General features: G+C 62.9%; 23 protein-coding genes. 8 read left to right on the plus strand and 15 right to left on the minus strand.

The features are described 5' to 3' along the window. Nucleotides 1–45: 45 nt before the first annotated feature. Entirely contained in the window at nucleotides 46–255 is a 210-nt protein-coding gene (locus GWE18_RS31055) for a ferredoxin (RefSeq protein WP_275189532.1), read from the minus strand. Between the two features lie 152 nt (nucleotides 256–407). Between GWE18_RS31055 and GWE18_RS31060 the strand changes: the two genes are divergently transcribed. The 3 genes from GWE18_RS31060 to GWE18_RS31070 all read left to right on the plus strand — a co-directional run bounded on the left by GWE18_RS31060 (nucleotide 408) and on the right by GWE18_RS31070 (nucleotide 3,314). Beyond that, complete coding sequence (locus tag GWE18_RS31060) at nucleotides 408–1,046, plus strand: TetR/AcrR family transcriptional regulator (RefSeq protein ID WP_275189533.1); 639 nt, start codon at nucleotides 408–410, stop codon at nucleotides 1,044–1,046. After that, nucleotides 1,046–2,230 (plus strand): Na+/H+ antiporter NhaA, encoded by a 1,185-nt coding sequence (gene nhaA, locus GWE18_RS31065; RefSeq protein WP_275189534.1) that lies wholly within the window; start codon nucleotides 1,046–1,048, stop codon nucleotides 2,228–2,230. The genes GWE18_RS31060 and nhaA overlap by 1 nt, the downstream gene beginning before the upstream one ends. Nucleotides 2,231–2,453: 223 nt before the next feature. Then, nucleotides 2,454–3,314 (plus strand): hypothetical protein, encoded by an 861-nt coding sequence (locus GWE18_RS31070; RefSeq protein WP_275189535.1) that lies wholly within the window; start codon nucleotides 2,454–2,456, stop codon nucleotides 3,312–3,314. A gap of 83 nt (nucleotides 3,315–3,397) precedes the next feature. Here the strand turns inward: GWE18_RS31070 and GWE18_RS31075 are convergent, their stop codons facing one another. From GWE18_RS31075 to nirB, 3 genes are read right to left on the minus strand one after another with little or no spacing between them, the layout of a single operon-like run. Then, a complete protein-coding gene (locus tag GWE18_RS31075) occupies nucleotides 3,398–6,058 on the minus strand; it encodes a nitrate reductase (protein WP_275189536.1) in 2,661 nt (886 codons plus the stop codon). Nucleotides 6,059–6,069: 11 nt separating this feature from the next. Next, complete coding sequence (gene nirD / locus GWE18_RS31080; RefSeq protein ID WP_275189537.1) at nucleotides 6,070–6,405, minus strand: nitrite reductase small subunit NirD; 336 nt, start codon at nucleotides 6,403–6,405, stop codon at nucleotides 6,070–6,072. Then, complete coding sequence (gene nirB / locus GWE18_RS31085; protein ID WP_275189538.1) at nucleotides 6,402–8,861, minus strand: nitrite reductase large subunit NirB; 2,460 nt, start codon at nucleotides 8,859–8,861, stop codon at nucleotides 6,402–6,404. Before nirB ends, nirD begins: the two co-directional genes overlap by 4 nt. A gap of 651 nt (nucleotides 8,862–9,512) precedes the next feature. Between nirB and GWE18_RS31090 the strand changes: the two genes are divergently transcribed. Together GWE18_RS31090 and GWE18_RS31095 are read left to right on the plus strand one after the other, a co-directional pair. Continuing rightward, on the plus strand, nucleotides 9,513–10,772 hold the full coding sequence (locus GWE18_RS31090) for an MFS transporter (RefSeq protein ID WP_275189539.1): 1,260 nt from the start codon (nucleotides 9,513–9,515) through the stop codon (nucleotides 10,770–10,772). A 33-nt stretch (nucleotides 10,773–10,805) separates the two neighbouring features. Beyond that, entirely contained in the window at nucleotides 10,806–12,518 is a 1,713-nt protein-coding gene (locus tag GWE18_RS31095; RefSeq protein WP_275189540.1) for a bifunctional protein-serine/threonine kinase/phosphatase, read from the plus strand. A 71-nt stretch (nucleotides 12,519–12,589) separates the two neighbouring features. On the opposite strand, the gene GWE18_RS31100 is transcribed toward GWE18_RS31095, so the two are convergent. From GWE18_RS31100 to GWE18_RS31130, 7 genes are all read right to left on the minus strand, one after another. Continuing rightward, a complete protein-coding gene (locus GWE18_RS31100; RefSeq protein ID WP_275189541.1) occupies nucleotides 12,590–14,026 on the minus strand; it encodes an NAD-dependent succinate-semialdehyde dehydrogenase in 1,437 nt (478 codons plus the stop codon). 98 nt (nucleotides 14,027–14,124) lie between these two features. Further along, nucleotides 14,125–14,784 (minus strand): ATP-binding cassette domain-containing protein, encoded by a 660-nt coding sequence (locus GWE18_RS31105; protein WP_275189542.1) that lies wholly within the window; start codon nucleotides 14,782–14,784, stop codon nucleotides 14,125–14,127. Further along, nucleotides 14,784–15,485, minus strand: coding sequence for an ABC transporter ATP-binding protein (locus tag GWE18_RS31110; RefSeq protein WP_275189543.1), 702 nt, complete (start codon nucleotides 15,483–15,485; stop codon nucleotides 14,784–14,786). The genes GWE18_RS31105 and GWE18_RS31110 overlap by 1 nt, the downstream gene beginning before the upstream one ends. Then, a complete protein-coding gene (locus tag GWE18_RS31115; protein WP_275189544.1) occupies nucleotides 15,482–16,225 on the minus strand; it encodes an ABC transporter ATP-binding protein in 744 nt (247 codons plus the stop codon). Before GWE18_RS31115 ends, GWE18_RS31110 begins: the two co-directional genes overlap by 4 nt. After that, entirely contained in the window at nucleotides 16,216–17,259 is a 1,044-nt protein-coding gene (locus GWE18_RS31120; RefSeq protein WP_275189545.1) for a branched-chain amino acid ABC transporter permease, read from the minus strand. The genes GWE18_RS31115 and GWE18_RS31120 overlap by 10 nt, the downstream gene beginning before the upstream one ends. A gap of 2 nt (nucleotides 17,260–17,261) precedes the next feature. Then, nucleotides 17,262–18,182: a branched-chain amino acid ABC transporter permease gene (locus GWE18_RS31125; RefSeq protein WP_275189546.1), complete on the minus strand. Its 921-nt coding sequence runs from the start codon at nucleotides 18,180–18,182 to the stop codon at nucleotides 17,262–17,264. Between the two features lie 75 nt (nucleotides 18,183–18,257). Next, the gene (locus GWE18_RS31130; protein ID WP_275189547.1) at nucleotides 18,258–19,553 is read right to left on the minus strand and encodes an ABC transporter substrate-binding protein; all 1,296 of its coding nucleotides are present in this window, start codon (nucleotides 19,551–19,553) and stop codon (nucleotides 18,258–18,260) included. 135 nt (nucleotides 19,554–19,688) lie between these two features. Between GWE18_RS31130 and GWE18_RS31135 the strand changes: the two genes are divergently transcribed. The 3 genes from GWE18_RS31135 (at nucleotide 19,689) to GWE18_RS31145 (ending at nucleotide 21,694) form a co-directional block, all read left to right on the plus strand. Further along, entirely contained in the window at nucleotides 19,689–20,525 is an 837-nt protein-coding gene (locus tag GWE18_RS31135) for a MurR/RpiR family transcriptional regulator (protein WP_275189548.1), read from the plus strand. A 24-nt stretch (nucleotides 20,526–20,549) separates the two neighbouring features. Further along, nucleotides 20,550–21,374, plus strand: a complete 825-nt coding sequence (locus tag GWE18_RS31140; protein WP_275189549.1) for an SDR family oxidoreductase — start codon at nucleotides 20,550–20,552, stop codon at nucleotides 21,372–21,374. Nucleotides 21,375–21,505: 131 nt separating this feature from the next. Continuing rightward, nucleotides 21,506–21,694 carry a PilZ domain-containing protein gene (locus GWE18_RS31145; protein WP_275189593.1) on the plus strand — a complete coding sequence of 63 codons (189 nt, stop codon included), beginning with the start codon at nucleotides 21,506–21,508 and terminating at the stop codon, nucleotides 21,692–21,694. Between the two features lie 41 nt (nucleotides 21,695–21,735). On the opposite strand, the gene GWE18_RS31150 is transcribed toward GWE18_RS31145, so the two are convergent. Genes GWE18_RS31150 through GWE18_RS31165 form a run of 4 tightly spaced genes read right to left on the minus strand, consistent with a single transcriptional unit; the run spans nucleotide 21,736 to nucleotide 26,040 of the window. After that, nucleotides 21,736–23,160 (minus strand): aldehyde dehydrogenase family protein, encoded by a 1,425-nt coding sequence (locus tag GWE18_RS31150; protein ID WP_275189550.1) that lies wholly within the window; start codon nucleotides 23,158–23,160, stop codon nucleotides 21,736–21,738. Between the two features lie 49 nt (nucleotides 23,161–23,209). Next, entirely contained in the window at nucleotides 23,210–23,971 is a 762-nt protein-coding gene (locus GWE18_RS31155) for an SDR family oxidoreductase (RefSeq protein ID WP_275189551.1), read from the minus strand. A gap of 19 nt (nucleotides 23,972–23,990) precedes the next feature. Next, nucleotides 23,991–24,959 (minus strand): tripartite tricarboxylate transporter substrate binding protein, encoded by a 969-nt coding sequence (locus GWE18_RS31160; RefSeq protein WP_275189552.1) that lies wholly within the window; start codon nucleotides 24,957–24,959, stop codon nucleotides 23,991–23,993. Between the two features lie 4 nt (nucleotides 24,960–24,963). After that, a complete protein-coding gene (locus GWE18_RS31165; RefSeq protein ID WP_275189553.1) occupies nucleotides 24,964–26,040 on the minus strand; it encodes an alpha/beta fold hydrolase in 1,077 nt (358 codons plus the stop codon). Between the last annotated feature and the right edge of the window lie 15 nt (nucleotides 26,041–26,055).

A 26,055-nucleotide genomic window follows, 5' to 3' on the forward strand; every position in this document is an offset into this window, starting at 1 on the left:
CTTGGTTCGTTCAGATCGTGGTGGATTAATAGTCGCGCGACCGGGCTACTCTTCGGTCACTTCGATCGCGATCTCGGGGCAGTTGCTCTGGGCGAGCCAGGCCTTGTCTTCAAGCCCCGCGGGCACGGCGCCATCGCCGACTTCGTGCGCGTTGCCGAATTCGTCGAGGTCGAACAGTTCGGGCGCTAGTGATTTGCAGCGCGCGTGCCCCTGGCATTTGTCCTGGTCGACGCGGATTTTCAGCTTTCCAGCCATCGCAGCGTTTCCCTTTTTGTGGCGCGCATTGTCTCGCACGGCCTTCTCTCGGCGCGACGGCGCAGACCCGCCGGCTCACCGCGAAGTTATATCGTATTACATTCGCGTTGCCGTTGTGCTGTCAAGGCAAAAGTTATAGATCATGGAACTGAATGCCGCCTCGACCCGCACGCAAAGCAGTGAACGCGTATCACCATGGGGATCTTCGTGATGCCCTGGTTCAGGCCGCGTTGCACGAGGTCGAGCTCGGCGGCCCCGAAGCGATCAGCATCAGCGCGCTTGCCAAGAAACTCGGCGTCTCGCAGCCCGCGCCCTACAAGCACTTTGCCGATCGCGAGACGCTGCTGACGGCCGTCACGGCCGAAGCGTTTCGCCAGTTCAGCGCCATGATGCGAACGGCGATCAAAAAGCCGTCGAAGCAGTCGAAGCTGTCGCGCTTCGCGCAGCTCACGCTTGATTTCGGACTGCGCCGCAACGGCATCTATCGCCTGATGTTCGCGTCGCGAACCATGGCATGCGCGCCGAAAGGCAGCGAGCTGCACAGCGCGGCAATGGAAACCTTCGAACTCCTGGTGGAAGCGCTGGAGGCCCCCGCCGTCGGGCTGTTGCGCGAGCGTAGCGCCCTGAAGGTCTGGGCCTCGCTGCACGGCGTGGTGATGCTGGCCGAACAAGGATTGCTCACCGGTCAGGTTGCCCATGTCAGCCGGGAGGAACTGGTCGAGGACATCGTGCACGAGACCAAGCTCGCGTTGTCGGTCGCCATCGAAGCGGCCGGCAAGGCCGCCTCATAATGGCCAAGGCTCCAGTAGACTCCCGTTACGCCGCCGACAATACAGACCTCTACGGCGGCATCGCGCTCGGCGTCGCTGCGGCTGCAGCTCTCATCGTCGCAAACTCGCCGCTCGGGCCGCAATACGAAGCGCTGTTGCACACGAACGGAGAGGTGCGGATCGGATCGATCGGGCTGACCAAGACGCTCGAACACTGGATCAACGACGGCTTGATGGCGGTGTTCTTTCTGCTGGTCGGCCTCGAGATCAAGCGCGAGGCGATTGAGGGTGCACTGGCGAGCCCGAAGAAAGCGGCACTGCCCGTGATCGCCGCGTTCGGCGGCTTCGTCACACCGGCCGCGATCTTTGCCGCGGTGAACTGGGGCGACGCTCAGGCGCTGCGCGGCTGGGCCATACCGGCAGCCACCGACATCGCCTTTGCGCTCGGCGTCTGCGCGATGCTGGGACGCAAGGTGCCGGCTTCGCTGAAAACTTTTCTATTGGCGCTCGCAATCATCGACGACCTGATGGCCATCATCGTCATCGCGATCTTCTATGCCGCCGACCTTTCGGTTCTGGCATTGGCGCTCGGCGGGCTCGGTGTCACGGCGCTCATAGTCCTCAACCTGCTCGATGTTCGCAGGCCGGCGTTCTATCTGATCGCAGGCCTGTTCACCTGGGTCTGCGTACTCAAATCCGGGGTGCACGCGACGCTCGCCGGCGTCGCCGTCGGCTTCGCGATGCCGCTGACACGGCACGACGGCCACAGCCTGCTCGAGGATACCGAACACGCGCTCAAGCCGTGGGTTAATTTCGCCATCGTTCCGATCTTTGCCTTCGCCAATGCCGGCGTGTCACTTCATGGCCTGACCTTTTCAAATCTGGTAGCGCCGATACCGCTTGGCATCATCGCCGGACTTTTCATCGGTAAACAGGTCGGTGTTTTCGCCTCTTCGCTGCTCGCAATCAGGTTGGGCGTGGCTGCGATGCCGGAAGGAGCAACGCCGGCGAAGCTCTACGCCATAGCCATCCTGACCGGCATCGGCTTCACCATGAGCCTCTTCATCGGAACGCTGGCCTTCGATGACGAGATTGTCCTGAAGCAAATCCGGCTCGGCGTCCTCTCGGCCTCGCTACTGTCCGGTATCGTAGCCGCGCTGATATTCTCGGTGATCGAGCGATCGAGCCGGATTTCACCTTCCTGACAAGGAGGCAGCCGACGAAACGACCACGAATCCGCGGCGACGCAAACGCGCCACACCTGCCGCAAGATCGAATGCCCGCGCGACGACCGCTGCTTGTATTCGCCGCGGCCAAATGGTCATGTTGGCTAGACAGAGGCGGCGTCGATTGAACACGAATTTTACCCGATCCACTGCACCGCGCGGTCTGCCATTCGCCCCAGCGCGATCCGCAAGAGCCGTAGCGGTGGGCGTGCTGGTGTCGTTATGTCTTTCCACCCTTGCTCTTGGACAAGACAAAGACGACGATGAGGAAGACGCGACCACAAACAAACCGGCCCTGCCGAACTTCTATCTCGATATAAGAACCATCTACTCGACGCTGCCCGCCGGCTCGCTCTCGATCGGGTTTAGCGCACCTCCGTTGCTGTCGAGGCTGGAAAATCTTTCCTCGCTCCGAACCCTGACTTCGCCGTCGAGCCAAAGCCTCTCGGTCGACCTGCCCTTGACCGTCGATGTCAACGACCGGCTCTCGGTTTATGGCGGCGTCAGCGGAGCCACGTCGCAGTCCGGTACCGATCCCTGGACGGCGTTCACGATCTTCAGCTTTACCGTCGGCTTCCAGGCCGATATCTATCAGCAGAACGGCGGAATGTTTCCGACCATCACCGTCCAATCCAACGCGTCGCGTTCGACTTCAGATGCCCCGCTGGCCTCCACCACCTACAACACGATCGTCGAGGCGGACTACGCACTGAATGCGGATGAAACGCGCGGGCTGCTCGCAGGGATGCAATACGCCAAGGTCCTGGTCGATACCCCGTTCGCCCGCGTCAGCCCCGATATCATGGGTTATGTCGGCGGCTATTATCAGTGGGACAACAACTGGAAGTTCACCGGCCGCTTCGGCGTGCAATCCTTCGGCGGCGCGCAGCTTCTGAACCTGACGCCGTTTCCCGCGTTCACGCAGCCGATCGTGCGGTTCGACCTCGATCGTATGGACGATGACGACAATCGGCTGTTCGGTATCACCGCACAGATCGCATGGACGCCGAAACCGTCCTACCAGCTCACGCTTCGAACCCCGCTTTACGCGATCAAGAACTAGCAACGAAGCTGGAAGAGCCCCGGCCGATCGCTCAGGAGCGGGTGCTGGACTGATCAGAACCGGCCGCGCCGCTCCGGCCGCTCTCATGCCGCGTGCGGATCCCGCAGGGATGCGCCGCGCAACAGCTTGCCGATCTCCGGCTTGCAGGCACCGCAATTGGTGCCCGCCTTCAAAAGCCGGCCGACGGCCTCGACGCTGGCTGCCCCTTTTTGGATCTGGGCCGAGATCTGGTGCTGCCCGACGCCGAAGCACGAGCAGACGATCGGCCCGACATCCTGGGCCGCATCCAGCGGCTGCCCTGTCAGCAGCGACATCCGCGCATTCGGCGATAATGCCTGCTCGGCGAATAGCCCTGATAGCCACGACCGCGAGACCAGCTTGTGATCGGGAGCGATAAACACGCAACCTTCCAGCCGGCCGTCGCGAACGGCCGCGTAGCGGAAACGGCCGGCCTTCGGATCGCGATAGGCAATCCACTCGATATCGTCATATCCGACGCGGAGCTTCGCCCGCGCCCAATCGCGCCAGCTCGGCGGCCGCTCGTCGCCGGCGAGCTCCATCCGCCAGCACGTGCCCGAAAGCCCACCGACCCAGTAACCCGCGGCGGGACGCTCGATCTCCTGGCGACTGAGGATGAAGGCATGCCATTTCGGCAAGTAAGCGGCCGCCTTGACCGGCGTGTGCTTTGACTCAGGCTGTCCGGAGATCGGATCGATGGCCGGATTGACCAGCGCGTTGACCCGACCGTCGCCAGCATATTCGCCGTTCCAGTGCATCGGCACGAACACGCAGCCGCGCCGCTGCTCGGCAGTGACGACGACGCGCGCCACCATCTCGCCCCAGGGGCTCGTCAGTCGCGCGAGTCCGCCATTCTCGACGCCGGTCATACGCGCATCGTCGGGATGGAATTCAGCATAAGGCTCGAACGCGTGTGCCAGCAGCCGCGGCGATTTTCCGGTCCGCGTCATGGTGTGCCATTGATCGCGGACCCGCCCGGTATTGAGCACCAGCGGGTAGTCGCGATTGGTTGCATTCACGGCAGCACGCGGCGTTACCGGCACGAAACGGGCCTTGCGGTCGGCGGTGAAGAATTCACCCGTCTCGAACATCCGCGGCGTGCCGGTCGGATATTCCCGCGTCACCGGCCACTGAATCGGGGTAAGCGCATCGTAGGCGCGATCGTCGAGCGTATTCAGGGCGGACAGATCGAAATCGCGTGTCCCCTCATTCTCGAAACTGGAAAGCCTGGCGTGCTCGCGGAAGATCGCGGCAACGTTCGGATAGTCGAATCCCGAAAAACCCATCCGCCGGGCGACGTCGCAGACGGCCTGCCAATCGGCCCTTGCGGCGCCGGGCGCCGGCAGGAACCGCCGTTGCCGGGAAATGCGGCGCTCGGAATTGGTGACGGTGCCGTCCTTTTCGCCCCAGGTAAGCGCCGGGAGCAATACGTGGGCATGACGCGTGGTGTCGGTATGCCGCATGCAATCGGAGACGACGACAAGGTCGCAAGCATCGAGCGCTGCGCGAACGCGATCGGCATCCGGCAGGCTGACCAGCGGATTGGTGGACATGATCCAGACCGCTTTGATGCGCCGGTCCGCGATCGCATCGAACATGTCGACGGCCTTCAGGCCCTGCTTGTCCGCGATAACTGGCGAACCCCAGAACCGTTGCACGATATCGCGGTGTTGCGGTTTCTCGAGCTCCATATGGGCGGCAAGTTGATTGGCCAGCCCGCCGACTTCCCGGCCGCCCATGGCGTTGGGTTGTCCGGTCAGCGAGAACGGGCCCATGCCGGGCCGCCCGATACGGCCGGTCAACAAATGACAGTTGATGATCGAATTGACCTTGTCGACGCCGCTGCTCGACTGGTTGACGCCCTGCGAATAAAGGGTGACGACCCGTTCAGTTTTGGCAAACCAGTCGAAGAACAACGCCACTGCGCCCTCTGCCAGACCGCAGATGGCGGCGGTCTGTGCGACCGTCTGGCCGGCAACCTGCCGCAGCGCGGCTTCGGCGCCCGTGGTGAATCCATCCACGAACGCGCTGTCGATGGCATTGCGCGATGCAAGATGCGCGAGCAAGCCGTTGAACAGCACCGAATCGCTGCCCGAGCGAAGCGGCAAATGCAGATCGGCGCCGTCGCACGTCGCGGTCCGCCGCGGATCGATGACGACAATGCGGCATGCGGGATTGTTGGCCTTGGCGGCCGTCATTCGCTGGTAAAGGATCGGATGGCACCAGGCCGCGTTGGAGCCGACGAGGACCAGAAGATCGGCGGTTTCGAGATCCTCATAACAGCCCGGAACGGTGTCGCTGCCGAACGCACGCTTGTGGCCCGCCACGCTCGACGCCATGCATAGCCGCGAATTGGTGTCGATGTTGGCGGTGCCGATGAAGCCCTTGGCGAGCTTGTTGATGACGTAATAGTCCTCGGTGAGAATCTGGCCGGACACGTAGAAGGCGATCGAATCCGGTCCATGCTCGCGGACGGTTCTGCCAAATCCGTCCGCGATATGGTCGAGCGCCGTATCCCAGCTCGTTTCCTGGCCGTTGATCACAGGCGCGAGCAACCGCCCCTCGAGGCCGATGGTCTCGGCAAGCGCCGAGCCTTTCCCACACAGCCGTCCGAAATTGGCGGGATGAAGCGGATCGCCCCGGACGGTCACTGTGCCAGCGGCATCCCTGTCAGCGACAACGCCGCAGCCGACGCCGCAATACGGACAGGTTGTCTTCACTGGCACGGGCGATCACCTCACTCAGCGGGCACGGCCGCCGCCGTCTGAACGCAAAGCCAAACGATGTCGTTCTCCACCTTGGTCGGATGTGCGCGCGTACATCCCTCATCGGGCGCGACCGCCGTGCCGCTCCTGAGCTCGATGACGAAATTGTGCAGCGGACAGGTGACGCGCTTGTTGTGGACGATGCCTTGCGACAACGGTCCGCCCTTGTGCGGACAGCGATCGTCGAGCGCGAACACCTCGTCATCGGCAGTTCGAAATACCGCGATGTCTCCGGACGCCGTCCGCACGACGCGCGAGCCGAGAACGGGAATATCGTTCAGCGCCCCGATTTCGATCCATTTCGTCATGCGAGTTCCAGCTCCGCCAGCGGGGTGAATTCGTTGCGGTCGACGCCGCGTTGGGCGCGCGCCGCCCACGGATCGCTCTGCGAGAATTGCTGCGAATAGGCGAAGCGGCCGAACAGCGCCTTGCGATTGGCGACATCGTCGACCACCTGCTTGCGGATGGCATCGAGACCGATCCGATCGCACCACTTGTACATGCGCTCCAGATACCAGCCCTGCTCACGATAGAGCTGGGTCAGCGCGGCGATGATTTCGAGCGTCTCCTCCTCGGTCGAAACCTTGGTCAGGAATTCGGTCCCCTTGATGTGAAGACCGGCGGCACCGGCGAAATGGATCTCAAAACCGGAATCGACGCAGACGACGCCGACATCCTTGCAGGTCGCCTCCGCGCAGTTGCGCGGACAACCTGACACCGCAAGCTTCACCTTGGCCGGCGTCCATGAGCCCCACATGAATTTCTCGATCTTGATGCCGAGACCGGTCGAATCCTGCGTACCGAAACGGCACCATTCCGAACCGACACAGGTCTTCACCGTGCGCAGTCCCTTGGCATAGGCGTGGCCCGATACCATCCCCGCCTCATTGAGGTCGGCCCAGACCGCGGGCAAATCCTCCTTCTTCACGCCCAGAAGATCGATGCGCTGTCCGCCGGTTACCTTGACAGTCGGAATCTTGAATTTGTCCGCAACATCGGCGATGGCTCGCAATTCATCCGGCGTCGTGACGCCGCCCCACATCCGCGGCACGACCGAATACGTGCCGTCCTTCTGGATGTTGGCGTGAACGCGCTCGTTGATGTAGCGCGACTGCTGATCGTCGCGATACTCGCCGGGCCAGGTGGCGAGCAGATAATAGTTCAAGGCGGGCCGGCAGGAGTGGCAGCCGTTCGGCGTCTTCCAGTCCATGAACCTCATCACATCGGGGATGGTCTTCAAGCCGTTCTCGATGATGACGCGGCGCGCGTCATCATGGCTGTGATCGGTGCACGCGCACATCGGCTTGACCTTCGGCGCCGCCGAATAGTCGCCGCCGAGCGTGAAGGCGAGAACCTGCTCGACCAGGCCGGTACATGAGCCGCACGACGAGGATGCCTTGGTGTGGGCCCGCACGTCGTCGATCGTGAAGAGTTTCTTTTCGCTGATCGCCTTGACGATCGTACCCTTGCAGACGCCGTTGCATCCGCAGATTTCCGCTTCGTCGCTCATGGCGGCGACCGAGTTCTTGCCGCTATGGCCACCATCGCCGAGATTGGCGGCGCCGAACACCAGCCGCTCGCGCATTTGCGAAACGTCGGTGCCGTCGCGCAGATGCTGGAAGTACCACGGGCCGTCGATGGTATCGCCATAGAGCACGGCGCCGATGATCTTCTTGTCGCGCAGAATGATCCGCTTGTAGACGCCGCGGGAAGCGTCCTGCATGACGATCTCTTCCTTGTCCGCACCCGGCGCGAAATCGCCGGCGGAGAACAGGTCGATCCCGGTCACCTTCAATTTGGTCGAAACCACCGAACCGTCATAGGTGGCGAAGCCCTTCATGGCGAGATGGTTGGCGCAAACCTTGGCCTGATCGAACAAGGGAGCCACGAGGCCGTAGGTCTGGCGGCGGTGCTGCACGCATTCACCGACGGCATAGATCCGCCCGTCGTAGGTCTGCATGGTGTCGGAGACGACGATGCCGCGCTCACAATACAGACCTGCCTTGCGCGCCAGTTCGACATTCGGGCGGATGCCGACCGCCATCACGACCAGATCGGCCGGGATCTCCTCGCCGTCGGCAAAGCGCACGCCGGTCACGCGATCCTCACCAAGGATCGCCTGCGTCTGCGCGGGCATCTTGAACACCATGCCGCGCTCTTCCAGCGACTTGCGCAGCAATCCACCCGCGACCTGATCGAGCTGGCGCTCCATCAGCGTGTCGAGCAGATGCACGACAGTGACGTTCATGCCGCGCTTCATCAAGCCGTTGGCGGCTTCGAGGCCGAGCAGACCGCCGCCGATCACGACGGCATTCTTGTAGCTCGTCGAGGCATGAACCATGTGCTCGACGTCCTGAATGTCGCGAAAGCCGATGACGCCCGGCAAGTCCTTGCCCGGGAGGGGCAACATGATCGGGTTCGAGCCGGTGGCGATCAGCAGGCGATCGTAGGGTACCCGCGCGCCTTCCATGGTGACGACTTCGCAGGTTCGGCGATCGATCATCTCGATCATTTCGCCCTTGCGCAGCGTGATCCCGTTATCCTCGTACCACTGCTCGGTGTTGAGCATGATGTCGTCGACGGTCTTCTCGCCGGCGAGCACAGGCGACAACAAGATTCGATTGTAGTTGCCGTACGGCTCGGAGCCGAAGACGGTGATGTCGTAGAGATCGGGCGCACGGTCCAGCAACACTTCGACCGTGCGGATGCCGGCCATACCGTTGCCGATCACCACCAACTTTTGCTTGTTTATTTTCTCGAGCATGCTCTGCCTTCTATCCAGGTTCCGATGGTCCCTCTCAGCGACGCAGCCCTGCATCGTCGATCGGCAAAAAGTATTGATTGATTGGGAATGCCCATCGGCGGGCAGCGGACCGTCGACTCTGACGATCGATATTTTACGTATTCAAGAGGCGTGCCAACGCCGGATCCGTAGTTTTTCGGGCGCAGCGCGCGGCTTCAGTCGATGAATCGTTAGTTGGCGGCCCGTTCGCGTGCACGAATGCCCAAAAAATCACCCATGCGGGTTATGCATTGTGCACAATGCGAATATTCGCCAATAAACCGGCGTCAGCTCGCCCCCGCAAATGGCATCCGCGGAACAGCGGCTTTTCAGCCTCGCCTTTCCGTTAATATTTGGCTCAGCATAATAAAACACCACACTGCACGTTCGAGCGGCTGTTCTTGCCGACAAACAGAGCAGTGGCCGGATTCGCGGCAGTTTCTCGGCGCCCGGCAAGGCACTGCAAATAAACGCTAAGTAGGGCGCTCGCTGCTTCTGGCACACGAATTGCTGACGTTGAGACCAGTAGTGCGTCTCAACGACGAGACGACTCGCTTCCCAACATTCCGTTCCTTTGTGCCGAGATCACTGCGCGCCTGCGCGGTATCACGCGCCGATGTTCGAGGCTGCTCGATGAAGTTTGCTGAATTCAAGAAGGCCGGCCACTGGCCCACGCTGCTCGCCGCCTTTCTCTATTTCGACATAAGCTTCATGGCTTGGGTCGCGCTCGGTCCGTTGATCGTCTACATCGTGCACGACATGAATCTCGCCGTCGACGAGAAGTTCACGCTCGTCGCCATTCCGGTTCTGGCCGGCGCGTTGCTGCGGGTGCCGATGGGCATTTTCGCCGATCTGTTCGGCGCCAAACGGACCGGAATTGTCGCGCAACTCGTCGTCATCGCCGCGACCGGCTGGGTTTGCTACTTCGGACTTCCGAGCAAGCTGTCGGTGGAGTTATTCGGCCTTGCGCTCGGCATCGGTGGCGCTTCGTTCGCGGTAGCGCTGCCGCAGGCAAGCCGCTGGTACCCGCCGCAATATCAGGGCGTGGTGATGGGGATCGCCGGCGCCGGCAACATGGGTGTCGTGCTCGACACGATGTTCGCACCGACGATCGCAGAATACTGGGGTTGGCAAGCCGTATTCGGCGTGCTGCTCGTCCCGATGCTGCTGATCCTCGCCTACTATGCCTATGCCGCCAAGGATGCGCCCGGAGAGCGGAAGCCGATTTCGCTGAAGGCTTATGGTGCGTTGCTGCGCGATCCCGACAGCCGCTGGTTCATGTTCTTCTACTTCATCACCTTCGGCGGCTTCGTCGGACTGGCCAACGCGTTGCCGCTGTATTTCACCGTGCAATATCATGTATCAGGCGTGGCCGCAGGCCTGCTGGTGTCCTTGATCGTCGCTTTCGGTTCGGGTTTCCGTCCCGTCGGCGGCCTGATCGCCGACCGCATCGGCGGCATCCGTTCATTGTCGATGCTGTTTGGAGTCGTCGTGGCGGCGTATGTCGCCATCGCCTTCATGCCGGAAGGACCGGCCGCGCCGACGCCTGCGGGCTGGGCGCTCACCCAGATGCCGCGGATCGCCTGGATGTCGGTGTTGCTGTTCTCCATCGGAGTCCTCGCGCTCGGCATGGGCAATGGCGCCGTGTTTCAGCTCATTCCACTCCGCTTCCGTCAGGAGATCGGCCTAATGACCGGCATGGTCGGCTGCGCCGGCGGCATCGGCGGCTTCTTCCTTGCCAAGGCGCTCGGCGTCGCCAAGGGAATGACCGGCGGATTCGGCGCAGGCTTCCTGTTTTTCGGCCTGCTGGCGTTGCTTGGTTTCCTGGGACTTGCCATGGTCAAGGTCCGCTGGCGCACCACATGGGGCGCCGCATCGGGAGCGCGGGTCTGACGACCAGCGCTGCAAACTCGGCAGGCTTCGCGGGTGACGATCGGTTCGCAACGAAATCTCGGGGTTCGCGTCGGCTTCGTCAGCGAGACCGGCAAGCGCTCCGCCAATGAGGATTACGTCGGGACCTGCGTTGGCCGCGCGGGCGCGACCAACCGCGATATTGTCGCCGCCGTCGCCGACGGCGTCGGCGGGTATAAAGGCGGACGCGAAGCTGCCGAGCTAGCGGTTCGCTGCTTCATCGATGCCTATTATTCCCTCCCAGAAACGCTCGGCGTGCGCCGCCGGGCCTCGCGCTCGCTGGAAGCCGCCAATAGCTGGATCTACACGCAGGGCCGCACCGACCCCCTGCTCAGCGGCATGAGTTGCGCCTTCTCGTCGATCATCCTGTCGCGGCGGCTTTGCCACGTCATTCACATCGGCGATACCCGCGCCTACCGCCTGAGCGAAGGGCGCCTGGAGCGCCTGACCACGGATCACATCGCCGGACGCGGCGATCTGGCCCATCTGCTCAACCGCGCCATCGGTTTCGAGGACTTTGCCCGCTTCGATTATGCGACCGTCGGACTGCGCCAGCACGACAGGCTTCTGATCTGCAGCGACGGCGTTCATGGCGTGCTGGCCGACCACCGGCTGCAGGTGCTGTTGAGCGAACGAACATCGCCGGAAGAATCCGCGCGCGCACTGGTCGACGCGGCGCTGGATGCCGGCTCCAGCGACAACATGACCGCGCTGGTGCTCGACGTCGTCGACCTGCCGCCCGCGGACCGCGACGAGCTCACCCACTCGATCGCGACGCTTCCTATCCTGGATCTGCCCGAAACAGGCGACGTCATCGACGATTTCACGCTCGGCGAAATATTGTCGGATGGCCGCTACAGCCGGCTGTTCAAGGCGATCGACAAGCGGCAGGGCCGCGAACTCGTGCTGAAATTTCCTCATCCGCGCGTGGCCAGCGAGGGCTCCTATCGCCTCGCCTTTGTTCGCGAGGCGTGGGTCGCGGCTCGCGTTCGAAGCCTGTGGATCGGCGAGATCATCGAACTGCCCGCCGAACGCCAGACCCGGCTCTATTCGGTGATGCCGCTTTACGAAGGCGAGACGCTGGAACAGCGGCTTAATCGGTCGCCGCAGCTTTCGCTCGCCGAAGGCATCGGGATCGCGACCAAGCTGGCGCGCGCGGTCGCGACCCTGCACCGGGCCGGCATCATCCATCGCGACATCAAGCCTGATAACGTGATCCTGTTGAAGGCCGGCGGATTGCGGCTGGTCGACCTCGGCGTCGCGCGCGTGCCGCTGCTCGAGGATTTCCCGGCCGAGGATATTCCGGGCACACCGAGCTACATGGCGCCCGAGCTGTTCGGCGGGCGGCCCGGCGACGAGTTTTCGGATCTCTATGCGCTCGGCGTCACCGTGTACCGGATGTTCACCGCCGCCTATCCCTATGGCGAGATCGAGCCGTTCTCGCGGCCCCGCTTCGGCAAGCCCGCCTACCTCTCGCGCTACCGCCCCGACCTGCCGGCCTGGCTGGACGCAGTGGTCGGCAAGGCGCTCAACGTCGATCCGGCGCAGCGCTACGGCGACGTCATCGAGTTCTCGCACGAGCTCGAAAACGGCGCGATGTGGGCGAAGCCCGCCGTCGCGGCGCGACGCTCGCTCTACGAGCGCGATCCGCTCGTGTTCTGGAAAAGCCTGTCGGCAGGGCTGATCGTGCTGGTCGTTTTGCTTCTTGCATGGATAGTAAGAAATTAGCCCGACGCTCCGGAGGAGCGTCGGGCCATATCACGTGGGCGAAGCAAACCGCGTTGGCTTCGTGGCCTGGTTCACACCCCGGTCTGGGTAATGAACTTGGTGTTGAAGTAGCCTTCCATGGCCTCGGTGCCGCCCTCCGAGCCGTAGCCGGAATCCTTCACGCCACCGAACGGCACTTCGGGCAGCGCCAGGCCAAAGCTGTTGATCGAGACCATGCCGGCTTCGATAGCAGCGCCGATCGCGGTCGCCGTTTTGGTCGAACTGGTGAAGGCGTACGACGCCAGACCGAACGGCAAGCGGTTGGCTTCCTCGGCCACCTCGTCGAAGGTGGAGAAGCGGGAGATCAGCGCCAGCGGCCCGAACGGCTCCTCGTTCATGGCACGCGCATCCTTCGGCACGTCGCTGACCACGGTCGGTTCGTAGAAGTATCCCTTGTTGCCGACGCGGTGGCCGCCGGTCTCGAGCTTGGCGCCCTTGCCCACGGCATCCTGCACCATGCCTTCGATGGCGGTGACGCGGCGCGGGTTGGCGAGCGAACCCATCTTCGAGTCCGGGTCCAGGCCGTTGCCGACCTTCATCGACTTGGCGCCCTCAACGAACTTGTCAACAAATTCGCGGAACACGTCGTCCTGCACCAGCATGCGCGTCGGGGAAATGCAGACCTGGCCGGCATTGCGGTACTTCGCCGCCGCCAGAATTTTCGCGGCTGATGACACATCGGCGTCCTTGAACACGATTGCCGGCGCGTGGCCGCCCAGTTCCATGGTGGCGCGCTTCATGTGCAGGCCCGCCAATGCGGAGAGCTGCTTGCCCACGACAGTCGATCCGGTGAACGAGATCTTGCGGATCACCGGATGCGGAATGAGATATTCCGAAATCTCTGACGGCACGCCATAGACCAGGTTGATGACGCCATCAGGCACGCCCGCATCGACGAACGCCTTGATCAGTTGCGCTGGCGAAGCCGGCGTTTCCTCGGGGGCCTTGACGATGATCGAGCAGCCGGCCGCAAGCCCTGCGGAAAGCTTGCGAACGACCTGGTTGATCGGAAAATTCCACGGCGTAAAGGCCGCGACCGGGCCGACCGGCTCCTTGACCGCGATCTGGTAGATGCCGGGGCCGCGCGCCGGAATCACCCTTCCATAGGCGCGCTTGGCTTCTTCGGCGAACCACTCGATGACGTCGGCTGCCGCCATCGCTTCCATCTTGGCTTCCGCCAGCGTCTTGCCCTGCTCCATTGTCAACAGCGGCGCGATCTCGTCATTGCGCTCGCGCATGATCGCCGCCGCCTTGCGCATGATCCTGCAGCGCTCGAACGGCGCCACCGCCCGCCAGACCTTGAAACCCTTGGCGGCCGCTTCCAGCGCCTCGTCGAGATCGGCGCGATCGGCATGGGCCACGGTGCCGATGGTTTCCTCGGTCGCCGGGTTGAGCACGGCGATGGTCCTGCCCGACTGGCTCGGCCGCCATTTGCCGTTGATGAACAATTGAGTATTGGAATATGCCACGAGACTTGCTCCCTCTTTTATTGTCGCCGGACGGCGAATGGGCCGGCTGAAGATCCGGCGCCTTTATGATCGAAGCCCGGCCGGATTGCAAAGCCGATTCAACTGGGTACGGCCCTGCGACCGGCGCAGAGCGCGTCCGCCGCCCGCGTCATTTCCGCCCCCAGATAATTGCGGAACCGTGCCTGATTGGTGAGCGCCGCGAAATCGGGGTGTCGCGTCACGCCGCCATCGACCACCAGCAGATATTGCTCGGCGATTTCGGCCAGGACCTCCAGATGCCAGGTCGCGGTCGGATGCAGGCACAACACCACCAGACGACCCTCGGCCCGCAGTTTGCGGAAGAAGTCGAGCATGAAGCCGATATAGCCGTCCTGGAGGTTGAACTGCGGCTCGTCGAACAGATGCACCATCGGCGCCGATGTCGGCGACTTCTCGAGCAGCACAGACGGGACCAGCTTGCGGAAGCGGCGGACCTGATAGGACTGATGATAATGGATCGCCAGCCGGTCACGCTCGCGATATTTGACCCGGTGAATGTCGGTACCGGCGACGTAGACGTGGCCAGAAGACGGCGTATTCGAACCCGTCATCATCTCGAACAGCGTGGTCTTGCCGGCGCCGTTCGGGCCGACCACGCCGATAATCGAGGGTTGGTCGATCTCAAGATCGGCTTTGAGCGTAAACGTCGGATGTCGCACCAAGCGCCCGCGCGTATAGACCTTGCGGACGTGATCGAGGACAAGCAGCGGCGAAGCCATCATTGAACTCCGAGCAGGCGTTGGCGGAGCGCGCCGTCGTCGCGGAGCGCAGCCGCTTCTCCGGTCCAGGCGATCCGGCCACGGTCGATGACCGCGGCATGATCGGCGACCGATAGCGCGATCTCGGCGTTCTGCTCGACCACCAGCGAGGCGACGCCCTCCTCCCGCAGCCTACGGATGGTTGCCAGCACGTCGCTGACGATCTTCGGCGCCAGCCCCTGGCTCGGTTCGTCGAACAGGATGAGCCCGGGCGCGCCGACGAGGGCACGCGCGATCGCCACCATCTGCATTTCACCACCCGACAGGTTTTCGCATTCGCGCTCCATCAAATATTCGAGCGGCGAAAAGATTTCGCAAGTCTCCTTGACGGTCCAGCTCCGGAACCGAGTGCGCTTCTGCGCGATGCCGAGATTGCGCGCCACGGAAAGCGTCGGACACAGCCGCCGGTCGTCGGGCACCCAGCCGACGCCGCCGCGCGCGATTTCGTGCGTCGGGCTATGGGTAACCTCGCGGCCATCGAATCGGATCGCCCCACGCCTCGGACGCGTGAGCCCCAGGATCGAACGCAGCATCGTGGTCTTGCCGGCTCCGTTGGGGCCGAGCAGCGCAAACACCTTTCCGTGCTCCACCGCCAGCGACGCGCCGAACAGCGCCTGGGTTTCGCCGTAAAACGTATCGACCGCCTCGACTTCGAGAATCATGCGAACCGCCCGAGGTTGGAGCGCTTGACCCATTCATTCTGCTGTAGCTCGTGCGGCGCGCCGCGCGCGACCACCTGACCCCAGTGGATCACCGAAATGCGATCGGCCAGCGAGAACAGGAATTCCATGTCGTGTTCGATGGCCACGATCGTGAGCTTGCCCTTGAGACGCCCGACCAGCGCCGCCAGCCGCCGCACGCCATCGGAGCCAAGCCCGGAAGTCGGCTCGTCCAAGCACAGCACCCGTGGGTTCTGCCCGAGTGCGACCGCGATCTCGAGCGCGCGGCGGTCGCCATAGGAAAGATCCTTGGCGCGCACATCGCCCTTGTCGGCAAGCCCGACGGTTGTGAGCACCTCTGAAGCTTCCTTTGCAAAACCGTGATCGCCGTCCGCCGCGTGGCGCATATCAAAGCCGCGGGCGCGAAAACCCGGCAGGCCGACCATGACGTTTTCGCGCGCGGTGAAATCGTCGAACAGCGTCATGATCTGAAATGAGCGCGCGACGCCCTTGGCGGCGATGCGGTGCGAGCCAAGCCCCGTTACATCTTCGCCGTCGAGCCGGATCGAGCCGCGGCTCGGTCTCACACGGCCGGTGAGCACGTTGAAGAAGGTGGTCTTGCCGGCGCCATTGGGGCCCATCAGACCGTGGAATTCGCCCTCCGGCACCGCAAGGTCGATGCTTTCCAGCACGACGCGGTCGCCGAACCGGACGTGAATGCCTGCGACTTCGATTAGCGCCATCGCTCGCCTCCGAACAACAGACGTAGTGCCGAGCCGCCCTGCTGCCGCATCGAATGCAGCGAACGGTTTTGCCAGGCCGCAGTAATGGCGCCGGCAACGCCCTCGGGCCGGAACAGCACCACGGCCATGAATAGCAGGCCAAAATACAGCATCCAGGCATTGGTCAGTGCGCCGATCACGTCGCGCGCGATCAGGAACAGGAACACGCCGACCACGGGTCCCCAGAAGCTAACGAGGCCGCCGCCGACCAGCGTCATCATGACGACGTAACCGGATTGATGCAGGCTCATCACATCAGGAAATGCCGCGAGCTGCGCCATCGCGAACAGGCCGCCGGCAAAGCCCGAAACCGCCGCGGACAGCGTAAAGATCGACGCCTTGTAGAGCCAGACATTGTAGCCGAGATGCGCGGCGCGGGTTTCGCTCTGCTTGATGGCCGCGATCACGCGCCCATAGGGCGAGTGCACCAGCCGCCACAATGCGATGACAGCGAGGGCGAAGACGATGAGAACGAAATAGTAGAACGCCACATTGCCGGCGAGATCGAACGAGGCGAATCCAAGATCGGCCGGCAGCCGCGCGATCTTCAATAGCCCGTCCTCGCCGCCGGTGACCTTGTGCGACTTGATCGCGAGCGTCCAGAAGATCTGGCCGAAGGCGATGGTCATGAAGGCATAGTAGATGCCGCGCCGGTGCGAGATGAACAGCGCGACCAGCGCTCCGGCCAATCCCGCGATAACGAACGCAGCCGCCAGGCATATCCAGAGATTGGCGACGATATTGAACTGGCAGAGACCGAACGCGTAGGCGCCGATGCCGAAATAGGCGCCGTGACCGAACGATGGCAGTCCGGCCGTGCCGAGCACGAGATTGAACGCCAGCGCATAGAGCGACCAGATCAGGATTTCGATGCCGAGATAAGGATAGAGGCCGACGCGCGCGATCCACAGCGGCACCGTCGCCAGCACCAGAAACAGCACCAGCATGGTGGGCGTTATCAGCCGCTCGGAATCGGATTTTTGCGTTGGGATCATCTTTAGGCCTCGAGCACGCTTTTCTTGCCCCAGAGGCCGCGCGCCCGGACGGTCACGACCGCCACCAGCAGCACGTACATCGACAGCAAAGACCATTCGGAGGCATAGGCGCCGGTGAGGCCGACGGCGAGGCCAACCAGCAGGCCGGCCACGACCGCGCCCCAGAAACTGCCGACGCCGCCGAGCACGATCACCAGGAATGCCGGAATGACGGCATCGACGCCCATATGCGGGCGGATGCCCCAGATCGGCGCCACGATGATTCCGGCGATTGCCGCCAGCATGGTGCCGAATACGAAGACCAGGAGCCGCAGTCGCGTCAAATTGATGCCGAGCGCGCGCACGATCTCGCTATCATGGGCGCCGGCCTTGACGGTGGCGCCGAACGACGTCTTTTCGATCAGGAGCCAGACCAGTCCGATGATCGCGACCGCAATGCCCGCGGCATAGAAGCGATAGGTCGACCAGATCAAATCGCCGAACAGGAATCCGCCACTGACGCCTTGCGGCACCTGCAACACGTAATCGCGCGTGCCCCAGGTCAGGCGGATCGTCTCCTCGATCACCATCGCCGCGCCAAAGGTGAGCAGAAGGCCGTAGAGCGGATCCTTGCCGTAGGTGCGACGCATGCAGAATTCGATGGCGATGCCGACGACGCCGACCGCCGCCGGCGCCAGGATCAGCGTCGCGACGTAGCGCCAGCCGAGCGGCATCGCGAGCCAGGCGTGCGCGAGGTCGGGCGGGAACGGCGGGCGCGGTCCCATCAGTTGCATGGCGAAGTAGGCGCCGAGTGCGAACAACGAACCATGCGCCAGGTTGATCTGCTCCATCAACCCGACGATCAGCATGAAGCCGAGCGCGATCAGCGCGAACAGAAGGCCGAGCGTGAGGCCGTTGAGGATATGCGGAAGCAGATCGAACAAAGCTGCAGTCTCGTGTTGGAATTGCGAGACAGCGGGCGCATTTGCGCCCGCCGCAGGAGATGAAGCCCGTTGTCGTCAGGAGTCTACGGTCGGAACCTGCTCGTAGGGCGTCAGCTTGCACTTGGCTTGCGCGTCCGTATCGGCAGCCGCCTTCGGCTCGGTCCAGCTGATGATCTCATACAGGTCGGTGTTATCAGACTGCTTGGCGTTACGCCGCGCCAGGTAGATCGTCTGCTGCATCTGATGCGTCACCGGATCCATGTAGGCATCGAAATGCTGCATGCGGTCGGTCGCCGAGACCTTCAGGTTTTCCAGTTCCTTGATAATCTTGATATTGTTGGTCGAGCCTGCGCGCTCGATCGCGCGCAGCAGTTCACGCGTCGCCATGTAGCCGTTGTAGGAGACGTTTCCGGGCACCGGGATCGACCCCTCCTTGTTGGTGGCCTGCCACTTCTTCACGAATTCGGCTACGCCCGGCAGCGCCAGCTTGTGATACCAGGTGGTGCCGAACACGCCGAACAGGCTGTTGGGCGCGCCCCACACATCGGGCCAGTCCTGCTGGTTGTTGATCCAGGCCGGCTTGCCGTCGAGCTTGAGCTGGGCAACCTGCTCGCGCAGCGCCTTGATGTCGTCGCCGCCGATCGCGGTCGCCACTACATCCGGTTTCGCCTGCTGGATCTTCAACAGATACGCCGTGAAGTCACGGGTGTTCTGCGGCACCAGCAGATTGTCCATGATCTTGCCGCCGGCACCTTCGACCTGCGCTTTCGTCGCAGCCGACGTGGTGTGGCCCCACACGTAATCATTGGTGAGCAGCATCCAGTTCTTGCCGATCGAATCGACGGCGTTCTTGACCGACGCCTTGGAGAAATTGGTGCCGTTACCGTCCCAGACGAATTTGATGCGCGAACAATTCTCGCCGGCCTCGCTGGGCGCCGAGGAATTGGTGTTGAGGTAGATCACGCCGTTCTTGGCGGCGACCTGGGTGATGGCGTTGGCGACGCCGGAATGCACCGCGCCGATCAGGATGGTGCAGTCTTCCCGGGTGATGAAACGCTCGGCGATGCGACTGCCGGTCGCCGGCGTCGTTTCGGTGTCGGCGGTGATCCAGGTGACCTTGCGCCCGAGCACCCCGCCTTTGGCGTTGGCCTCGTCGATCGCCATCTGGATGCCGCGCAGATCGTCCTGGCCGCTGTTGCCATACTGGCCGCTGGCGTCGCAGGTCAGGCCGAGCTTGATCGGCTTGGCGGCGCCTTGCGCCCAAACCTGATTCTGCTTCCAGGGGCCGAAATAACTGGCCGTCCCGGCAAAGGCACTGGCCATCAGGCTGCCCTTGAGAACGCTTCGCCGCGAGATTTCACGCTTCGTCATGGCTCCCTCCCAAACGCTTCGTTTTCTTGTTGCGGCTCATAGAATGAACGTTCTATTATAAATGTAAAGTGGAATATTTGGACCAGAAGATTGAACCAATCGGCGAAACGGCCGCGATCGGGTAAAGCTGACACCATGGACAAGCCTGCCGGCACGGCGATGAATTACGATGAGTTGCGCGGCGCGATCGCCCAGCGGCATCGCGCCCTGTCCGGACGCCTGCAGCAGATCGCCGAATTCGTGCTGGACCATCCAACCGACGTCGCGCTCGGGACCGTTGCGGAGATAGCGGAGCGTTCCGGCGTGCCGCCTTCGGCCATTGTCCGCTTCGCCCACGCGCTCGGCTTCGACGGCTTTACCCAGATGCAGCAGGTGTTCCGTTCGCGCCTCGTCGCCGGCGTGGCGCCAAGCTACAAGGCGCGGCTGGCGCGGATGAAGAGCGAGGAGAAATCGATCCTCGGCCGCAAGCCTGCCGCGGTGCTGGGACGCTTCGTCGCGGAGGCGCAATCATCGCTGGTAGCGCTGAGTCAGTCAGCCCACGAGCACCAGCTTGAAGCCGCCATCAAAATACTGGCGAAGGCGCGCGACATCTATTTGCTCGGTCTTGGCGGCTCGTTTCCGGTGGCGACGCATCTCGCCTATGTGCTGAGAAAATTCGGGCGGCGCGTGGTGTTGCTCGACGGCACCGGCGGCAGCATTCATGAGCAATCCCATCCCGCTACCGCCGAGGACGCGCTGGTCGCGATCAGCTTCCGCAACTATTACCCCGACACGGCGCGACTGTTTCCCGAACTGGTGGCTCGCAACGTGCCGGTGATTTCCATCACCGACAGTCTGCTGAGCCCGATCGTCGAGGGCGCATCGGTCGTATTCGAGATCCAGGACATGCCGGAGCCGGCACTGCGCACGCTGGTCGCGCCGATGTGCCTGGTGCAGGCACTCGCCATCGGCCTCGATCTCGCCGCAGACTGACCTTTCACATCAGGAGAAGACATCATGCCGACATACGACGCCGCTCGAGCGCTGAAGGATAAGGTTGCGTTGGTCACCGGCGCCGGCCGCGGGCTTGGCCGGGCGTTCGCCGAACGGCTCGCGAACCTCGGCGCCGATGTCGCCATCCACGGCATGCGCGAGCATGGCCCGGCGGAATATGGCGAGGGATCGACACTGACGGCGGTCGCCGCCGACGTTGCAGCGGCGCATGGCGTGCGCACCATTCGCGTCCTCGGCGATCTCACCCAAGGCGCCGACATCGCGCGGGTGGTCGAGACAACGACAAAGCAACTCGGCCCGATTGACATTCTCGTCCACAATGCCGGCGGCGACATCGCGGCCAAAGGCGGCAAGCCCGACCCGAACGACGCCGTCGGTATCAGCGAGGAGGATGTGCGCGCAGTGCTCGACCGCAACCTGCTCTCAACCATCCTCACCTGCCAGGCCGTGGCGAAGGAGATGATGCCGCGCCGCCAGGGCCGCATCGTCACCATCGGTTCGGTCGCCGCCTTCAAGGGCCGCACCAATGCTTCGATCTACGCGGTCGCCAAGGCGGGCATGACGCATTACACGCGCTGCCTCGCCGACCAGCTCCGCTCCTACGACATCACCGTGAACTGCATCGCGCCGGGCGACACCCGCACCGGCCGGTTCATGGGCACGCGTGCGGTCGATCAAAGCCGGATGGTCGAAACCGGCACGCTCGACCGCATCGCCACCGTCGACGAAGTCGCCCGCGTCGTCGAAGTGTTCGCAGGCCCCTTAGGCGCGTTCGTCTCAGGGCAAGTCTTGCGCGTCGATGGCGGAGGACAATGCTGGGCGGCGTGATGGCCGCTGAAAGCTGCCTGTTTAGGAGCTCATTAACGTAACTATGCCATAAGGAGAGTATTTAAATAAGGAATATTGCGGTGGTCGAAACTCGGGTTGCGCCACGCGTTAAAATTATGAAAGCTGCCAAGATGGACTACGGCGGCGACAAGTATCCATGCATTATTCGCGACATATCCAGCACCGGTGCAGCGCTGGAGTTTTCCGATTTTCTCCGCATTCCCGATGAATTCACATTGATCATCCCAGATGACCGCTTGCGGCTTCCATGCCGCGTTGTATGGCGCAGGGAGTACCGCGTCGGAGTGCAGTTCAGTTGATTTGAGCAATCAGCCCCGCTGGGCGCGGCTCAGCAACGCTATCAGTCCCGGTAGCCAACGATCGCCTTCACCTCGAGATATTCTTCGAATCCGAAAACGCCGAACTCCCGGCCATTGCCGGACTGCTTATAGCCACCGAAAGGCAGGCTGCGGTCGAACGGAGCACCGTTGAGGTAAACGCGCCCGGCGCGAATGCGGTTGGCGACAGCGCGGGCGCGGTCGAGGTCCCTGGACTGCACGAAGCCCGCCAGTCCAAACGGCGTGTCATTGGCGATTTCGATCGCCTCGTCCTCGGTATCGTAGCTCATGATTGACAGCACGGGGCCGAAGATCTCCTCGCGGGCAATCCGCATTTGCGGCGTCACATCGCCAAAGACGGTCGGGTGAACATAGTATCCACGGTTGACTTCGGCCGGCCGCCCCGTTCCGCCCGCCACCAGGGTCGCCCCCTCATCGACGCCCGACTGGATAAGATTTTGAACTTTCTCGAACTGCGTCTGGCTCACCAGCGGGCCCATGGTGGACGCCGGATCGAGCGGGTCACCCAGGCGAATGGTGTCGACAGCCTCACGCGCAGCCGCGAATGCCGTGTCCCGCTGCGCGCGAGGAACAAGCATGCGGGTGGGAGACTGGCAGTTCTGGCCGGCGTTTGTGTAGCAGGCGTGAACGCCCTCGATCACAGCGGCTTTCAGGTCGGCATCGGCGAGGATGATGTTCGCGGACTTGCCGCCCAGTTCCTGCGCGACGCGCTTGACCGTATCGGCCGCAAGCTTCGCCACTCTGACGCCGGCCGTTGTCGAGCCCGTGAAAGACACCATGTCGATCTCGGGGTGGGCGGCGATCGCCTCGCCCACCGTGGATCCGTCGCCGTTGACGAGATTGAAGACGCCTGCCGGGATGCCGGCGTCGTCGACGATCTCTGCAAACAGCATCGCGCTGAGCGGCGCGATTTCGCTGGGTTTCAGGACGACAGTGCAGCCGGTCGCCAGCGCCGGCGCGACCTTGGAGGCAACCTGGTTCAGCGGCCAGTTCCAGGGCGTGATCAGCCCGCAGACACCGATCGGTTCGCGGCGAATGATCCCGTTCCCCATCCGCTCCTCAAACCGGTATTGCGCAAGTACGCGCGCCGCTTCCTCGAAATGAAACAGCGCGACGGTTGCCTGACGCTGGGTCGCAAACGTGATCGGCGCGCCCATTTCGAGGGTCATCGTCCGTGCCAGTTCCGGTAGACGCGCCCTAAAGCCCTCGATGATCTTCTGAAGCCAGGACAGGCGCTGTTCGACACTTGCTTCGGAATAGGTCGCGAATGCGCGGCGAGCTGCCTTTGCGGCCCGATCCACATCCTGACGGGAGCCCAGGCTGATCTGCGCGAAGGTCTCCTCCGTCGCGGGATTGACCACTCCCAAACTTGACGGTGCGGCAGGATCTACCCAAGCGCCATCGATGTAGAATTTCAATTTTTCCATTGTTCCTTATCCATGACGTCCACACGACGGCGTGGTTGTTCCGCGGGACTTAGAGATGCCGACCCTCATCCACCGGCACCACGATTCCCGTCGAGCTGGTCAGATTGACGATGCAGGCAATCACAGCCCTGGCGACATCGTCGGACGTGGTGACGTGGGCCAGCGGCATTCTCTCAGCGGTTTTCTGCAACTGTTCGCGAGTCCGGCCGGCGACGAAATCCGTATCGACGCCGGCCGGCGAGACGGAGAACACGCGGATGCGCGGCGCAAGCACTTTCGCGAGCGCGATCGTGAGCGCGTCGACGCCCGCCTTTGCAGCCAGATATGCCAGGCTGCTGCCCAAGCCCGTACGCGCTGCGATCGACGAAATGTTCACGATTGCCGCCCCGCTGCCGCGTTCGAGCAAGGGACGGAAGGCGCGAACCATGGCAAATGGCCCGCGCAGATTGAGCGTAACGGTTCGGTCGAAGATATCGTCCGTCAGTCCCTGGAGATCGGCGGCAGGCACAGGGGTTGTGGCGCCTCCGCAGTTGACGAGAACATCGAGCCGCCCGTGCTGCTTGTCCACCGCTGCCACGGCCTCGGCAATCGAAGCCTGATCGTCGATTGCGATGCTCATGGCGAGATGTCCGCTGCCCTGCAGCCCACCGACCACCTCCTCCGCCAGTGCGCGGCGGCTGTTGTAACCGACCACGACAGCCGAACCCATGGCGGCAAGGCGCGCCGCGGTTGCCTTGCCGATACCGCTGCTGCCGCCGGTCACGAGCGCGACTTTCGGGATCGACAGCGCAGGAATTTCAATGCCAGTCATTTACGGCGGCCTTGCCCTGCTACATCGTGATCTTGGCGGCCGCGATCACAGGCCCCCATTTGGCGAGTTCGCCGGCGACAAACGCCTTGAGGTCTTCCGGAGAGCCTCCAACGCCCTGCAGGGCGTTTTGCGCGAGAACGGACTTGCCCTTGTCGCTTTTCAGGAAGGCGTTCACTGCATTGTTCATCTTGCTCACGATGTCATGCGGCGTGCCGGTCGGAGCGACGATCGCGTACCACGCGGTCGCCTCGAATCCCCTGAATCCCGCTTCCTGCACCGTCGGCACATCGGGCAATTGCGCGACGCGCTGGCTCGTCGTCACCGCCAGTGCGCGAATCTTCCCGCCGGCCACCAACGGCAGATAGGTCGGCATGAAATCCATGGCGACGTTGACTTGTCCTCCCAGCAGGTCCGTGATCAGCGGCGCTGAGCCGCGATAAGGCACATGCGTCATGTCCACGCCGGCAAACTGCTGAATCAGCGCCGACGTAATGTGTCCGAGCGTGCCGTTGCCGGGAACGCCGACATTGACCTTGCCGGGGTTCTGCTTGGCATAGGCGATCAGCTCGGGAAGCGTCTTCGCCGGAAAGTCCGATGTCGCCGTAATGATCATTGGAGACTTGGCGACGAGCACGACCGACGTGAAGTCTCGCTCGGAGTCGTAAGCCAGGCCCTTGTACATGAATTTGTTGAGCGCGATCGGCGCCGGCGTCCCGAACAGCCACGTATAGCCATCGGCAGTCGCCTTCGCGACCGCCGCTCCGCCGAGATTGCCGCCCGCTCCCGCTCGGTTCTCGACGATGAACTGCTTGCCGAAGTTTTCGCTCAGCGTATTGGCGACGGCGCGTGCGAGGGTATCAACGGCGGCGCCAGCCGGGAACGGCACAATCATGGTGACCGGACGATCCGGCCACTCTTGCGCGACGGCGCGGTGACACGGCGCAAGCGCAAGTGCGAGTCCCAGGAGACCTAACGTGAGCATGCGCATGCGCTTATTCTCCGGCAAACTTGTCCAGGCCTTTGCGGTGCAACCATTTGGATAGTTCGTCCGCAACGGATTCGTTGTTGAGATCGGCAAAGGCGATGTGCGTGTTACCGCGTAAGCCAGCGTCAGGAAGCAGCAGGACCTCGCAATCTCCGCCGTGCCGATTGACGATATCGCAGAAGGTCCGCGCCACCTTGACCGAGGTGGCCCAGATGGGACGCGTGTCGGTGTAGTCGCCGAACACCATCTGGATCGGAAATTTCGTCAGCTTCTTGAACTCCGCCAGCGGCACGGAATTGGGACCGTACGGGGCGCCGGGCTTGGGCTCGGGTCCCTCGCCCTCCGGGAAGATGAAGCCCGGAGTCTCATAGGCAACGATGCCCTTCATGTTGCCGCTTTTTGCCTTGAGCGCCGACAACAGCGCACGCCAGCCGCCCGCGGAGTTGGTGACGGCAACGACGGGGCCAACCTTGTCGATGGCCTGACCGCCGGCGTCCGCCTGCAGCAATGCATTCTCGAGCGTATCGAACTCGTCGTAACGGGCGCGCGTCGCCTGATTCCAGGCTTCCCGATCGGCCGTCGGAAACTGCAGGCCCGGATGCCAGTTCAGATAGGTCAGGCCGAAACGCCAGGCGGCGAAGTTACGCTGATCGAAATAGTCAGGCGTGTAGGTGATCGGCTCGCAACTCCAGTTCGCGCGACCGACGCGCGGGCCGTCCCACAGATAAACCAGATACCCCTTGCGCAGGAAAATGCTCTTGTAACCTTCGCCCCCGTCCCAACGGTTCTCCCACACCTTCGTGCTGGAGCTGTGCCACATGATCAGGCCGACGCTGCGCCTCTTCACGGGCATAAAATATTCGACGTAACCATGGTCGCAGGACAGCGTTTGGCTGGGATCACCCGGCTTGGTAATGACCTTGCCGCCCACTTCAAACGCACCCGTTGTTTCCAGGACGATCGGAGGCTTTGGTTTGCGATCCTCTTCAGCGAAGGCCGTATTGCTCAATCCGGCAAGCAACAATGCTGCAGCAAACGGCGGCAACAGTTGACGGCCTTTCGAATGGCTTCTACCGCAATTCATGATCTGCCTCCCTCC

It is taken from the genome of Bradyrhizobium sp. CSA112, from assembly GCF_029051645.1.
In the GTDB taxonomy this organism is placed as follows: domain Bacteria; phylum Pseudomonadota; class Alphaproteobacteria; order Rhizobiales; family Xanthobacteraceae; genus Bradyrhizobium.

What these genes read in the sequence shown, in the direction of transcription:
- GWE18_RS31055 (WP_275189532.1), bottom strand. Translation starts at nt 255, where the DNA reads ATGGCTGGAAAGCTGAAAATCCGCGTCGACCAGGACAAATGCCAGGGG.
- GWE18_RS31060 (WP_275189533.1), top strand. Translation starts at nt 408, where the DNA reads ATGCCGCCTCGACCCGCACGCAAAGCAGTGAACGCGTATCACCATGGG.
- nhaA (WP_275189534.1), top strand. Translation starts at nt 1,046, where the DNA reads ATGGCCAAGGCTCCAGTAGACTCCCGTTACGCCGCCGACAATACAGAC.
- nirD (WP_275189537.1), bottom strand. Translation starts at nt 6,405, where the DNA reads ATGACGAAATGGATCGAAATCGGGGCGCTGAACGATATTCCCGTTCTC.
- nirB (WP_275189538.1), bottom strand. Translation starts at nt 8,861, where the DNA reads ATGCTCGAGAAAATAAACAAGCAAAAGTTGGTGGTGATCGGCAACGGT.
- GWE18_RS31090 (WP_275189539.1), top strand. Translation starts at nt 9,513, where the DNA reads ATGAAGTTTGCTGAATTCAAGAAGGCCGGCCACTGGCCCACGCTGCTC.
- GWE18_RS31105 (WP_275189542.1), bottom strand. Translation starts at nt 14,784, where the DNA reads ATGGCTTCGCCGCTGCTTGTCCTCGATCACGTCCGCAAGGTCTATACG.
- GWE18_RS31110 (WP_275189543.1), bottom strand. Translation starts at nt 15,485, where the DNA reads ATGATTCTCGAAGTCGAGGCGGTCGATACGTTTTACGGCGAAACCCAG.
- GWE18_RS31115 (WP_275189544.1), bottom strand. Translation starts at nt 16,225, where the DNA reads ATGGCGCTAATCGAAGTCGCAGGCATTCACGTCCGGTTCGGCGACCGC.
- GWE18_RS31120 (WP_275189545.1), bottom strand. Translation starts at nt 17,259, where the DNA reads ATGATCCCAACGCAAAAATCCGATTCCGAGCGGCTGATAACGCCCACC.
- GWE18_RS31130 (WP_275189547.1), bottom strand. Translation starts at nt 19,553, where the DNA reads ATGACGAAGCGTGAAATCTCGCGGCGAAGCGTTCTCAAGGGCAGCCTG.
- GWE18_RS31135 (WP_275189548.1), top strand. Translation starts at nt 19,689, where the DNA reads ATGGACAAGCCTGCCGGCACGGCGATGAATTACGATGAGTTGCGCGGC.
- GWE18_RS31140 (WP_275189549.1), top strand. Translation starts at nt 20,550, where the DNA reads ATGCCGACATACGACGCCGCTCGAGCGCTGAAGGATAAGGTTGCGTTG.
- GWE18_RS31145 (WP_275189593.1), top strand. Translation starts at nt 21,506, where the DNA reads ATGGACTACGGCGGCGACAAGTATCCATGCATTATTCGCGACATATCC.
- GWE18_RS31150 (WP_275189550.1), bottom strand. Translation starts at nt 23,160, where the DNA reads ATGGAAAAATTGAAATTCTACATCGATGGCGCTTGGGTAGATCCTGCC.
- GWE18_RS31155 (WP_275189551.1), bottom strand. Translation starts at nt 23,971, where the DNA reads ATGACTGGCATTGAAATTCCTGCGCTGTCGATCCCGAAAGTCGCGCTC.
- GWE18_RS31160 (WP_275189552.1), bottom strand. Translation starts at nt 24,959, where the DNA reads ATGCGCATGCTCACGTTAGGTCTCCTGGGACTCGCACTTGCGCTTGCG.
- GWE18_RS31165 (WP_275189553.1), bottom strand. Translation starts at nt 26,040, where the DNA reads ATGAATTGCGGTAGAAGCCATTCGAAAGGCCGTCAACTGTTGCCGCCG.